Below are 12846 nucleotides of genomic sequence, written 5' to 3'. Positions count from 1 at the left end.
GCCATGCTCGGCAGGGGGCCTTCCCGGTAAAGCCCCTTGCCGAGCATGGCTCGGCACTACAGGCTCTCTGCGGTAAGGCCCCTTGCCGAGCATGGCTCGGCACTACCGGCTGCGTGTGGTGCATACGCGCCAGTACAGACGGGCGGGCGCTTTCGCGCTTATTATTCCCCGCTTCGATTGATGCAGCAGAAGACCGCGTGACTGACTCCCGACTCGCTTTCGTATTTCCCGGCCAGGGTTCGCAATCCATTGGGATGTTGGCCGAACTGGCTGAACTGCATCCGCAGATCCGTGAGACCTTTGCCGAGGCCTCTGAAGGCGCGGGCGTCGATCTGTGGGCGCTGTCGCAGGGCGGCCCGGAAGAGCAGCTCAATCGCACCGAATTCACCCAGCCGGCGCTGCTGGCCGCCAGCATCGCGGTATGGCGCCTGTGGAATGCACAGGGCGGCGCCAAGCCTGCGGTATTGGCCGGGCACAGCCTTGGCGAATACACCGCACTGGTCGCTGCAGGCGCTCTTACGCTGCACGACGGCGCGCACCTGGTGCGTCTGCGCGGCCAGCTGATGCAGGACGCCGCCCCGGCCGGTGTTGGCGCGATGGCGGCCGTGCTCGGCGCCGAAGACGCGCTGGTGCTGGAAGTCTGCGCCGAGGCTGCAGGCAGCCAGGTGGTGGTGCCGGCCAATTTCAACTCGCCCGGCCAAATCGTGATCGGCGGTGACGCTGCCGCAGTGGACCGCGCCTTGGCGCTGTTGGCTGAAAAGGGCGTGCGCAAGGCGGTGAAGCTCGCTGTCAGCGTGCCGTCGCACACGCCGCTGATGCGCGAAGCTGCCAACCGTCTGGCTGCGGTGATGAACGGACTGGCATGGCAGCAGCCATCGTTGCCGGTGGTGCAGAACGTCGACGCGCAGGTACATGACGGCGTCGATTCCATCCGCCAGGCGCTGGTGCAGCAGCTGTACCAGCCGGTGCAGTGGACCGGCTGCGTGCAGGCATTGGCCGCCCGTGGTGTCACCCGCGTGGCCGAATGCGGCCCGGGCAAGGTGCTGACCGGCCTGGTCAAGCGCATCGACAAGAACATCGAAGGGCGTCCGCTCGCCACCCCGGCAGACTTTGCCGGTGCGCTGGAAGAGTGGGCAAACTGAGCAACCGATTGCGGCGCGGGCGCAGCCTGCGCCCGGTCATGATGGGCGCTGCGCGTGCGCGGTGCCATGCACAAAAGGAACAGGAATGAGCAAGCCATTGCAGGGTGAAATCGCGCTGGTAACCGGCGCAAGCCGTGGTATCGGTGCCGCCATTGCCGACGAGCTGGCAGCGCTGGGCGCGACCGTCATCGGCACCGCCACCACCGACAACGGCGCAGCCGCCATCGGCACGCGTCTGGCAGCACTGGGCGGCCACGGCCGCGCACTGAACGTGACCGAGCCGGGCGCGGTAGATGCGCTGATCGACGCCGTGAGCAAGGAATTCGGTGCCATCAGCATTCTGGTCAACAACGCCGGCATCACCCGCGACAATCTGCTGATGCGCATGAAGGACGAGGACTGGCAGGCCATCCTCGACACCAACCTGACCAGCGTCTACCGCACCTCCAAGGCGGTGATGCGCGGCATGATGAAGGCGCGCAAGGGCCGCATCATCAATATCGCCTCGGTCATTGGCGTCACCGGCAATGCCGGCCAGGCCAACTATGCCGCCGCTAAGGCTGGCATCATTGCGTTCTCCAAGTCGCTGGCCAAGGAAATCGGCAGCCGCGGCGTGACCGTCAATGTGGTTGCACCGGGCTTCATCGACACGGACATGACCAAGGATCTGCCCGAGGACGCCAAGGCGGCGATGCTCGGCCAGATCGCGCTGGGCCGCCTCGGCGAGCCCGCAGACATCGCCAAGGCGGTGGCGTTCCTGGCCGGTCCGTCGGCCAGTTACATCACCGGCGAAACCCTTCACGTGAACGGCGGTTTGTACATGCCGTAAGCGTGGTGTGCAGGGACTGCACCCAAGTGGTTGATCGTTGTGGCTTTTTTGTTCAGAAACACCGCCGCGACGGTTTCCACTACACTATCCCACGGCCAGCCTTGGGGGCTGGCGTCTTTTGAACCACTACTCCATCTGGAGCGATATCCAATGAGCACCATCGAAGAACGCGTCAAGAAGATTGTTGTTGAGCAGCTTGGCGTCAAGGAAGAAGAAGTCACCACCAGCGCATCGTTTGTCGATGACCTGGGTGCAGACTCGCTTGACACCGTTGAGCTGGTGATGGCGCTGGAAGAAGAGTTCGAGTGCGAAATCCCGGACGAAGAAGCCGAGAAGATCGGTACCGTCCAGGCCGCCATCGACTACGTCAAGGCACACGTCAAGGCCTGATCCAGGTCTGACAAGGCGCGGTCGGCAAGCATGTCAGCCGCGTTGCAAATCCATGGGGCCGCTGATGCGGCCCTGTGCTTTTAAGTTTCAAAACCCCCGCATGCGGGGCCAGGAGAATCCGCAATGAGTCGTCGCGTCGTCGTTACCGGCATGGGCATGGTGTCGCCCCTAGGCAATGATCTGGCCAGCAGCTGGGAAGGCATCATCAATGGCCGCTCGGGCATTGGCCCGCTGACGAATGTCATGGACAGCTACCTGGAGCGTTTCACCACCAAGATTGCAGGTGAGGTCAGGGATTTCGACATCACCGCCGACAACCCCTTGTTCGGCAAGTATCGGGTCAGCGGCAAGGATGCCAAGAAGATGGACCCGTTCATCCATTACGGCCTGGGTGCCGCCTTCATGGCGCTGCACGACTCGGGCCTGGAAATCACCGACGCCAACGCTGAGCGCATTGGCGCCATCGTCGGCGCCGGCATCGGCGGCCTGCTCGGCATCGAAGAGCAGACCATCGAGTTCCACGAAGGCAAGAAGATCTCGCCGTTCTACGTGCCCAAGACCATCATCAACATGCTGCCTGGCCAGCTGAGCATCATTGCCGGGCTGAAGGGCCCGTCGTTCTCGGCGGTGTCGGCCTGTGCCACGTCCAACCATTCCATCGGTACGGCGATGCGCATGATCCAGTACGGCGATGCCGACGTGATGGTTGCCGGTGGCGCCGAGCGTGGCTCCTCGCCGACCGCACTGGGCGGCTTCTGCGCGATGAAGGCCATGTCCACCCGCAACGACGAGCCGACCAAGGCCTCGCGTCCGTGGGACCAGGGCCGTGACGGCTTCGTGCTGGGCGACGGTGCCGGCATCCTGATCCTGGAAGAGTACGAGCACGCCAAGGCACGCGGCGCCAAGATCTACTGCGAGCTGGCCGGCTTCGGCGCAAGCTCCGACGCGTACCACATGACCGCACCGAGCGAGAACGGCGAAGGCGCCGCCCGCTGCATGGTCGCGGCCATGAAGGACGCAGGCGTCACCCCGGAACAGGTGGGCTACCTAAACGCGCACGGCACCTCCACGCCGCTGGGCGACCTGGGCGAGACCATGGCGATGAAGACCGCCTTCGGCGCGCACGCCTACAAGATGCTGGTCAGCTCGACCAAGTCGATGACCGGTCACCTGTTGGGTGCAGCGGGCGGCGTGGAAGCGATCTTCTCGGTGATGGCGCTGAACACCGGCATCATCCCGCCGACCATCAACCTGGAAAACCCAAGCGAAGGCTGCGATCTGGACTACGTGCCGAACGTAGCCCGCAAGGCTGACGTGGACGTGGTGATGTCGAACGGCTTCGGCTTCGGCGGCACCAACGGCACGCTGGTGTTCAAGCGGATTTAAAGGCTTCAAGCCCCTCTCCCCCCGGGAGAGGGGTTGGGGTGAGGGTAGGGCGGACGCAACATCGGCGAACAGCCAGCTGTCCTCCAGCTCCTATCAGCCAACCGCACCCTCATCCGCCCCTACGGGGCACCTTCTCCCGGTGGGAGAAGAGCGCGCTCCTCCCAGACTTCTTCGGGCCCACGATGCACATCCTCCCCCTGCACGCCGATATCGACCTGCTGGCGCTGCATCGGCTCGCACCGCATCGCTATCCGGTCCTGCTCGAATCCACTGCCGCCGGCAAGCAGGGCCAGTGGGACATGCTGTTGATCGCCGACGGCGGCCAGCTCCTGCTCAATGCTGACGGCAGCGTGCAGCGCGAAGACGGCAGCCCGGTGGAGGGGAATTTCCTCGCCGCACTCGACCGCGATTGGCAGGCCTTGCGCCAACCGCGCAACCCAATGGAAGCGGACATCCTGTTCCGGGGCGGCTGGGCCTTGCTGCTCGATTACGAACTCGCCCAGCAGGTCGAACCCATCCTGCAGCTGCCACAGCGCACGGATGGCTTGCCAACCGCAATCGCACTGCGCTGCCCGGCAGCGGTATTGCGCGAACGCGACAGTGGCCGCTGCATCGCCATCGCCGAAGACGACGCAGCTGATCTGCTCAGCCAGCTCCAGCACGATCAAACAGAAGCCGCGCAGCTGCCGCCCTTGCCGCATTGGCATGGCCCAAGCGCCATCAGCGAAGACGCCGGCGAACGCTTCACCGACGGCGTGCATAAGATCATCGACTACCTGCATGCCGGCGACGTCTTCCAGGTAAACCTCTCGCGCCGCTGGCAAGCGCAATTCGACGCGCCGCTCGCAGCGGAAGCGTTGTACGCGCGCCTGCGCAAAGCCAACCCCGCACCGTTCGCCGGCCTGTTCACCGCCGCCGGACGCGCCGTGGTCAGCTCCTCGCCGGAGCGTCTGGTTTCTGTGAACGGTGATGTGGTGCAAACCCGCCCGATCGCTGGCACCCGCCCGCGTTTCGAGGGCGACGACGATGCTGCACGCATCCAGGAGCTGGTCGGCCATCCCAAGGAGCGCGCCGAACACGTGATGTTGATCGACCTGGAACGCAATGACCTGGGCCGCATTGCCGCGCCGGGCAGTGTCGAGGTCGATGAACTGATGACCGTGGAAAGCTACGCCCACGTGCACCACATCGTCAGCAACGTACGCGCGCGCCTGCGCCCTGAAGTCACTCCGGGTGAAGTGATCGCGGCCACCTTCCCGGGCGGCACCATCACCGGCTGCCCCAAGGTGCGCTGCATGGAAATCATCGCCGAGCTGGAACAGACCGCGCGCGGGGCCTATACCGGCGCCTTCGGCTGGCTGAACCGTGATGGCGACATGGACCTGAACATCCTCATTCGCACCGCCGAAGTGCAGGGCAATACCGCCAGTTTCCGTACGGGAGCCGGCATCGTGGTGGATTCGGTGGCCGACAAGGAACTGGATGAAACCCGGGCCAAGGCGCGCGGGCTGTTGCGGGCGCTGGACCCACAATGATGAACACCGCTTTGGCCGGCGTTGCCGCCAGCGCGGTATCCTGCGCATCGGTTCTTTGAAGACGGGGTGACCATGGCGGGTGCCAAGCGCGGATGTCTGCTGGTGCTGGCGGTGTTGGTACTGCTGGTGGCATTGGCTGGCGCAGGTGCGGCCTGGTTGTGGCAGCGGCAGGGCAGTTTTGCCGATACGCCGCTGAGCCCGTCTGTGGCAAGCATCACCATCGCCTCCGGTGACTCCCTCACCAGCGTGCTGCGCAAGCTGCGCGCTGCCGGTGTGGATGAAGGCGACGATCTGCAATGGCAGCTGCTGGCGCGCCAGCTCGACGCCGCCGGCAAGCTGAAGATCGGCGAATACGCGCTGGAGCCGGCACCCACGCCGCGCCAGCTGCTGCAGAACATGCGTCAAGGCAAGGTGCTGCAATACCGCGTCACCATCGTTGAAGGCTGGAACATCCGCCAGGTACGTGCCGCACTGGCGCGTGCGCAGCCGCTGGAACATGAAACCACCAACCTGGCCGACACCGAGCTGATGGCCAAGCTGGGCTTCCCCGACCAGCACCCGGAAGGCCGCTTCCTGCCGGAAACCTATATCTACCAGCGCGGTGACAGCGACGTGGACGTGCTCAAGCGCGCCCATGCCGCGATGGAAAAGGAACTGGCCGTCGCCTGGGCCGGGCGCAGCGACGACCTGCCGCTGAAAACGCCCTACGAACTGCTGATCCTGGCCTCCATCATCGAGAAGGAAACCGGCCTGGCCAGCGAGCGCCCGCAGATTGCCGGCGTGTTCGCGCGTCGCCTGAAAATGGGCATGCGCCTGCAGACCGACCCAACCGTGATCTACGGCATCGGCAGCGCTTACGATGGCAATATCCGCAAGGTGCACCTGACCACCGATACGCCGTACAACACCTATACCCGCGCCGGCCTGACGCCGACGCCGATCGCCATGCCCGGCCGCGACGCGCTGCATGCCGCCGCCAACCCGGCGCCGGGTGATGCGCTGTATTTCGTCGCCGTGGGCGATGGCAGTGGCGCGCATGTGTTCTCCGCGTCCTATACCGATCACAACACCGCCGTGGCCGAATACCTGCAGCGGCTGCGTGCCAAGCGCAGCGAGGCCGCAGCGCAATGAGCGGCATGACCCGAATGATGTACAGGATGTCCCGATGAGCGAAGCACTGGCTCCTTGGCAGCAGCGCGCCTATGATCAGACGGTTGCCGCGCTCGACGCGGGCCGGCTCGGCCATGGTTTGCTGCTGTGCGGCCCGGCCGGCATGGGCAAGCGCGCGGTTGCGATGCGGCTGGCCGCACACGTACTCAACCACGGCGCGGATGCGGCGGCACGCCAGCGCAACGCCCAGTTGATTGCGGCCGGCACCCATCCCGACCTGCAGTTCACCACCTTCATCCCCAACAAGACCGGCGACAAGCTGCGCACCGAGATCGTGATCGACCAGGTGCGCGAAATCTCGCAGAAGCTGGCGCTCACCCCGCAGTACGGCGTGGCCCAGGTGGTGATTGTTGATCCGGCCGACGCCATCAACCGTTCCGCCTGCAATGCCTTGCTGAAGACGCTGGAAGAACCGTCGCCCGGCCGCTACCTGTGGCTGCTCAGCGCCGACCCGGCGCGGCTGCCGCAGACCATTCGCAGCCGCTGCCAGCGCCTGGAATTCCGCATGCCGCCGCGCGAGGAAGCCATGGCCTGGCTGCAGGCGCGCGGCTATACCGAGGGCGTGGCGCGTGAAGCGCTGGACGCCGCTCGTGGCCACCCGGCCATGGCCGACCAATGGCTGCAAGGCGAGGGCATGGCCCTGCGCCGGCAGGTGGCCAGCGAACTGGACCAGCTGCTGGCCGGCAAAGTGGGCAGCGTCGAGCTGGCCCAGCGCTGGACCGGCGACGACAATGCCGACCTGCGCCTGCGCCATGCCGCCGACCTGGCACTGAAGAAAGCAGCCGACGGCTTGACCGATCCGGCCCGATTGAACAAGCTGGCCGCCTGGTTTGATGCCGCCAATCGCACCCGCGATCTGCTGCGCACCACCATCCGTGCCGACCTGGCCGTGGTGGAGCTGCTGCTGGCATGGGGCGCGGCCAACCAAGTGCAATCCAAGGGGACAATTCGATGAGTGCGATGAACGCCCGCCAGGGCATCCTTTCGCTGGCGGTCAAGGACAAGGCGGCGCTGTATGGCGCCTACATGCCGTTCGTGAAGAACGGTGGCGTCTTCGTACCCACGCCCAAGCGCTACTTCCTCGGTGACGAGGTGTTCCTGCTGCTGACCCTGCCAGACTCCAGCGAGCGCCTGCCGGTGGCCGGCAAGGTGGTCTGGGTCACCCCGCTGGGCGCGCAGGGCAACCGCCAGGCCGGCATCGGCGTGCAGCTGGCCGAAGGTACCGACGGCGAGGCCATCCGCAACAAGATCGAGACCCTGCTGGCCGGCACATCGACCTCGGACAAGCCGACCCAGACGATGTAAATCGATGTGAAGAAAGATGTTGACGGCCTCGCTCAGCCCCCTATAATGAGCGGCTCGCAACACGGGCGGTTAGCTCAGCGGTAGAGCATTGCCTTCACACGGCAAGGGTCACAGGTTCGATCCCTGTACCGCCCACCATCAAAATTTGAGTGTCGCAGACAAGACCGGCGAAAGCCGGTTTTTTCGTGGGTGCGGGGGTAGCGGCAGGGGGCGCATGGCGATGGATAAGGCAACCTTCGATAACATTGAGGCTAAGTGGGCTCTTCAGATCGGCTGGTTCTCGATCCGAATGGGTGAGACCGAGGCTGCGATAGCCACATTGCTCAACCTTGCAGGTCGATGTGTTTCGGGGGACTTGAGTGCACTCATTTTTCGTCGCGGCCTTCTGGCGGAAGCGGAATCATTCGCCGGTTCCGCAATGCGGTCCTTCACTCAGCACTGCTTGTGCAGGACTATTCTGAGGATGTCCCTGAGGGTCAGTTTGTTAGTGCAGTCGATGTGGCTGACACGCCAATCCTAACTCGTTCAAAAATTTGGGATCGCAAAAAGGTCGATGAGGATATCGATATGGATCAAATGCTCTTGCTGGTTGAGCGCGCTAAGCGTTTGAGCAGGGATCTTTGGGCTATCGCACTTCCTGAATATACGCCCCCGCTCTGATTGACGTAAGCGCATCGAAGCCCCATACCACCCGGTGGCGGGGTTTTCTGTTGCCAAAAGAGAGGTCGCCGAGCGGGCTTGGGGTTAGGGCTTGTAGCCAGTCACTTTTGCTAGACATCCCTCTACAAAGGACTGAGAGCTCCCGCTACACCTATCGGTCGAAGAGATACCTCTTGAAAGAGCCCAGTCGTAGCCAGCTTGGTGCCCTGAGCAGTCTTCGCGACATTCATAGCCGCCGAACGTTCCGGGCGGGCGTTGTGCAGTTCCCACGACGACACATCCAATGAAAGGCTTCGACAGGAATACTTCTTCGTCACCCCATTTGCAGCGAAATATCAGCGGCTCGCGGGCCATTGGCCCCTCGTAATAAGAATATTTGATGGTGCGAAATTCGGTGCCACTTGGCGGCTTGTTGCTGGCGTAATAGCGAACACCATCAGCGCGAACGTACGAGTACACCTCGCCTTCTACCCTTTGCACCTGCGCACCTGCTGTCCAAGATGCACTCCACAAAATTGCGATGGCCGCTAATGCTGCTCGCATATTTCCCCCTGTTTCATCCATGTTGAGCGGCGAAGCCGGTTTTATTAATGAGGCTGCTCTGCCATGCTGCCCCGTCTCCTTTGCAGGTACAAGCAAGGAATCCGCCCGTCTGGCCTGTCTGGCCTCCTAGGGCACTCGGCGCGGGGCGGTGCTGAAGCTCATTTGACCCCTAAGTCAGGGTCGCCTGGAGCAGGTGGGCTGGAACGCTTGCTGCGTCTCGGGCGAATCAGACATGTATCGACCGAGTTCTGAGAGATGGCTGGGACGAATCAGAGGGCTGCGTGATTTGCCGCCTACTAGGTCAGCGTTCGCCGAAGTTCTTTAATTGCTGTTTCGCATTCAACTCGCGCGATTCCGATTTGGCCCCTAAATCGGTCCGAGCGACCATCGGTTGGAGTAAGTCTTCCGCCGTCCAGTTCTTCTTGCGCATGTTGCACGGCATTGATTGCCAAAAGGGCATGGTGTCCTGCCGGCCCGAGTTCGTGCAGCCGCTCGACGCGATCCCATATTTCACGCGGGATGGTGTTCGTTTCAATATCGACGATTTCAGTAGAGCCCGCACCACTGGCGATTCGTTGATCTCGTTTGATCTTCCCTTCGAACTTGATCAGCTCCCGAAGCAATACCGTCCCTAAACTTCGCGCAATGAGGGCGTCCCGCTCCTTTCTGTCGCGAACTTCGGAGCGACGCTGCAAATAGGGAATAGCGATAGCCAAGAGAATGCCCACGATGCTACCGATGGCCTGCACCCACGCCGAGAGGTCGACGGGTTTCGATGGCGGGGCGCTTCCCCAGCGGTAGAACAGGCCCCACGACAGCAGGATTCCGAAGCCGGTGCAGATGGTGCTGATGATGAGCAGATCTCGCTCGGTGATCGGTTCCTTCATGGATTCTGTAGTTCCCCTGGTGTTGTGGACTGAAGTTTAGTTCGTGGCCTCGGTAAAAGTGAGGCTGACTAATGGGCAGCGGCCGCTCTGTCATCACTCGGAACCGCAATTATCTTGATTGCAACGTTGCCTAACGCCCCGGAGTAGTCTGCCTATTGGGGGGGGCGGTTCTGAAAGAGGCCGGTGAGAAGCAGAGAAACCACTGCCGGATCAGGCTCAGTTACGTGAGTCGATGCGCTGATCGCGAGGTAGGGCCTTGGTTTGGCCGTACATCTGCCCTGCAAGCTCAAAACGGGCCCCAATCCGACTTTCTTCTTTTACTCTGCTTTCCGAGGCCTGCTGCCGCGTAGAGCTTTGTAAGTGCAGTGCGTCTCGGGAACAAGGACCTGGTGATCCTTCTGTTGCGTTCCCGGCCCCGCGTGCGCTGCGCTTACCCGGGCTACATTACTGTCGAACGTTGGCGAAGCAGGAGCCCTTGTCAGGCATGAGGTGACAGATGCCTTTGTGTTGATGTCTTATTGGCACTTGCTTCAAATCGGGGATTTGAGAAAGTGAAAACTCCCGGCCAAATGATGGCCACCTCAATCAAGAAGGTTCTGCTGCCCGAGATGCGCCGGCTCGGATTCGTTGGCGGCGGCGTCGCAAACTTCGTTCGATCCAGTGGCGATCAACGTGACTTCCTGTCCATCCAGTATTGGACGTATGGCGGTAGCTTCATCCTGGAGTTCAGTCGCGTTCCGGCGACTTGGGTCGACCCTGACTCCGGAGAAGTGCCGAAGAGGGTGTTCGAAACGGATCCGCTGCTTAGACAGCGCTTGATCGATATCGAGCAGCACAGGGATTTCCGTGGTTTCAGCTTCAAGGCTTTCGGTAGCGAGCAAAGCAGGTACGACCAGCTGGCTGCTTCGGTTGTGGCGCTGCTGCCGCAGGTTGAGGCTTGGTTGGAGAGCGGCATCGTAGGGCCGAATATTCACTAAGGCTGTGCGCGAAAGGCCCCGGGTGTGCTGCGCGTACCCGAGCTACCTTTGATATCTGGCGGATTGCGGTGATGGTTCATTTGAATGGCTGGCATCGCGGCTCTTGGGCCTTTTCGATGCTTCGCTGCCTGCAACGTCTGCGTTAAGCGGCCTTCGTTGCCGCCACCTGCGAGCCAATCCAGCTGCAACGCAGCGGGCGGCAACCAAGCCATGGCGGCCGCCCGCCGTTTGCTCAGAGATTCACTGAGCCGGTATCGCTGAGTGCTTCGTGATTGCCGGTGGTGGCGACCGTGGCAAAGAACACCAGTTTGGTCAGCAGGTTTCCGGGGCCGTCCCAATAGTCGGCGTGCTGTGCGTCGATGCGGATCAGGCAGACGCGCGGGTCGTCCTTGCCGCCCTTGAAGAAGGCGTTCATTGGTGCAGGCCATAGGCGTGCAATCTGTGCGCGATCCTGACTGACGCTGCCGTGGCCGGTTACCGAGATGAAGTGATTGTCGCCCTCATGCATGAAGGCCACGTTCGCCTCAGGATTGGTTTGAATGTCGAGCACGGCGGCATTGTCGATTTCCGTAGCGAACCAGAAGCCACCGTCGAATTCGTCGCCCAGTGGCGTCATCGGCCGCGAATGCATGCTGCCGTCGGCGCCGCGGGTGGTGAGCATTGCAGTGCCGAACTTCTTGATCAGCTTGACCAGTTTTTCCTGCTGTTCAGCCTGGTTTTCGTTGTGCATGAGCTGTCCTCCGTAGTGTGAGTCCAGCCTGTAAGCAACTGCGTATAAAGGGCGAGAAGGTATGTGCATGCCGTGCTTACATCCAACGCGCCGGTAAACCGGGTAACGCGCTGCGGCGTGGTTCTGGAGCGTGCTGACACGTGGTCGGGATGCGCAGTCATCGAGCTGAAGCCGGCAGGTCCGGCTCATGTTCGCTGGCGGATAGCGTCTGTGTCACGTATGCCCAACACGCGATATGACAGCCTGATTTACCTTCCCCAAGCGGAGCGTGACATGGCTACACGTGCCGAAATATTGGAACTTGAGCGTGCGTTCTGGCAGGCCATGGTCGACCAAAAGCCGGCCAAGGCTGCGGCGTTGCTGCCCGACAAGGCATCGATGGTCGCGATGTACGGTGTGCATCATTTCAGTCCCGCTGAGTATGTGGCGATGGCTGAGCAGGGAACTGCGCGGGTGACGGGGTTTTCGTTCTCCGATGAGGAGGTTTTTTTCCCCATCGATGATGTGGCCATTCTTACGTACAAGGTCAGGCAGAGCTTTGAAGTTGATGGCATGCCGCAGGAGATGACCTGTTATGACAGCACCACCTGGGTGAAACGGGACGGCAAGTGGCTGGCAGCGGCGCATACCGAGACGCCCGAGCAGCAAGGCAAGCCGGCTTAGTTGCAGGTGCGGGCGGGCTTGATCAGGTATCTGGATCGCCGTTCGGCACAGGTTGCTTGTGGGAGCGGCGTCAGCCGCGAAGCTGACTCAGCGGCAGATGGCGCAGCGGGCGAAGGTTTCAGGAACATTAGCTTCGCGGCTGATGCCGCTCCTACAAACTGCCGGTGCGCTTGCCGCCAAAGTAGACCGGGCAGTGGCGTAGCCCGGGCTGTTCGCCCCAAGCAGAAAGGTTCATTGGATTCCCACTTCCCGGGTGCGCCGCGCTTCCCCGGGTTACCGGTCGGCTAGTTGCTTGTGGGAGCGGCGTCAGCCGCGAAGCTGATACAGAGTCAGATGGCACGGCGGGCCAAGGTTTTCGGCAACCTTAGCTTCGCGGCTGACGCCGCTCCCACAAACTGCCGGTGCCTTTGCCACCAAGGTAGCCGGGTAGAGCTGTGCACCTGGGAGGTTGGGAGCTGGTGGTCTTTCAGCTCATGCGCCAATAGCCTCGGGTGCGCTGCGCTTACCCTGGCTACGGTGTTTCCCCTGATCGATCGGTTGGCTGACCTACCTACAGGTGAACAGGTAGGCGCCCCGTTGACCTTTTTTCCCGTTTCACTCCGCTTTCCGTGCCCGGCAGGCTATCTTTG

The 12846-nt window shown here is 62.4% G+C and carries 12 protein-coding genes and 1 tRNA gene; 11 read left to right on the top strand and 2 right to left on the bottom strand.

The window, feature by feature from the left end:
* Window positions 1-197: 197 nt before the first annotated feature.
* From fabD to ABE493_RS14810, 9 genes are all read left to right on the top strand, one after another.
* Window positions 198-1142 (top strand): ACP S-malonyltransferase, encoded by a 945-nt coding sequence (gene fabD / locus ABE493_RS14850; protein ID WP_346499674.1) that lies wholly within the window; start codon window positions 198-200, stop codon window positions 1140-1142.
* An 85-nt stretch (window positions 1143-1227) separates the two neighbouring features.
* Window positions 1228-1971 (top strand): 3-oxoacyl-ACP reductase FabG, encoded by a 744-nt coding sequence (fabG, locus tag ABE493_RS14845; protein ID WP_346499673.1) that lies wholly within the window; start codon window positions 1228-1230, stop codon window positions 1969-1971.
* 150 nt (window positions 1972-2121) lie between these two features.
* Entirely contained in the window at window positions 2122-2361 is a 240-nt protein-coding gene (acpP, locus tag ABE493_RS14840) for an acyl carrier protein (RefSeq protein ID WP_054659808.1), read from the top strand.
* A gap of 123 nt (window positions 2362-2484) precedes the next feature.
* Entirely contained in the window at window positions 2485-3747 is a 1263-nt protein-coding gene (fabF, locus tag ABE493_RS14835; protein WP_346499672.1) for a beta-ketoacyl-ACP synthase II, read from the top strand.
* 182 nt (window positions 3748-3929) lie between these two features.
* Window positions 3930-5282 (top strand): aminodeoxychorismate synthase component I, encoded by a 1353-nt coding sequence (locus tag ABE493_RS14830; protein ID WP_346499671.1) that lies wholly within the window; start codon window positions 3930-3932, stop codon window positions 5280-5282.
* Window positions 5283-5354: 72 nt separating this feature from the next.
* A complete protein-coding gene (gene mltG / locus ABE493_RS14825) occupies window positions 5355-6413 on the top strand; it encodes an endolytic transglycosylase MltG (protein ID WP_346499670.1) in 1059 nt (352 codons plus the stop codon).
* A 34-nt stretch (window positions 6414-6447) separates the two neighbouring features.
* Window positions 6448-7407: a DNA polymerase III subunit delta' gene (locus tag ABE493_RS14820; RefSeq protein WP_346499669.1), complete on the top strand. Its 960-nt coding sequence runs from the start codon at window positions 6448-6450 to the stop codon at window positions 7405-7407.
* Window positions 7404-7757, top strand: a complete 354-nt coding sequence (locus tag ABE493_RS14815) for a PilZ domain-containing protein (protein ID WP_057628929.1) — start codon at window positions 7404-7406, stop codon at window positions 7755-7757. The genes ABE493_RS14820 and ABE493_RS14815 overlap by 4 nt, the downstream gene beginning before the upstream one ends.
* 63 nt (window positions 7758-7820) lie before the next feature.
* Window positions 7821-7895, top strand: a tRNA-Val gene (locus ABE493_RS14810).
* A 1361-nt stretch (window positions 7896-9256) separates the two neighbouring features.
* Here ABE493_RS14810 and ABE493_RS14805 read toward each other — a convergent pair.
* Window positions 9257-9847, bottom strand: coding sequence for a hypothetical protein (locus ABE493_RS14805; RefSeq protein ID WP_346499668.1), 591 nt, complete (start codon window positions 9845-9847; stop codon window positions 9257-9259).
* 551 nt (window positions 9848-10398) lie between these two features.
* On the opposite strand from ABE493_RS14805, the gene ABE493_RS14800 reads away from it, so the two are divergent.
* Window positions 10399-10824, top strand: coding sequence for a hypothetical protein (locus tag ABE493_RS14800; protein ID WP_346499667.1), 426 nt, complete (start codon window positions 10399-10401; stop codon window positions 10822-10824).
* 232 nt (window positions 10825-11056) lie between these two features.
* On the opposite strand, the gene ABE493_RS14795 is transcribed toward ABE493_RS14800, so the two are convergent.
* A complete protein-coding gene (locus ABE493_RS14795; RefSeq protein ID WP_346499666.1) occupies window positions 11057-11554 on the bottom strand; it encodes a pyridoxamine 5'-phosphate oxidase family protein in 498 nt (165 codons plus the stop codon).
* Window positions 11555-11773: 219 nt separating this feature from the next.
* Here ABE493_RS14795 and ABE493_RS14790 point away from each other — a divergent pair, with 219 nt between their 5' ends.
* Window positions 11774-12217, top strand: coding sequence for a nuclear transport factor 2 family protein (locus tag ABE493_RS14790; RefSeq protein ID WP_346499676.1), 444 nt, complete (start codon window positions 11774-11776; stop codon window positions 12215-12217).
* Window positions 12218-12846 lie beyond the last annotated feature (629 nt).

The sequence above is a fragment of the Stenotrophomonas terrae genome, from assembly GCF_039674165.1.
Taxonomy (GTDB): domain Bacteria; phylum Pseudomonadota; class Gammaproteobacteria; order Xanthomonadales; family Xanthomonadaceae; genus Stenotrophomonas; species Stenotrophomonas terrae_A.
The sequence above is the reverse complement of the archived record's forward strand: the minus strand, read 5'-3'. Positions and strand labels throughout refer to the sequence as shown.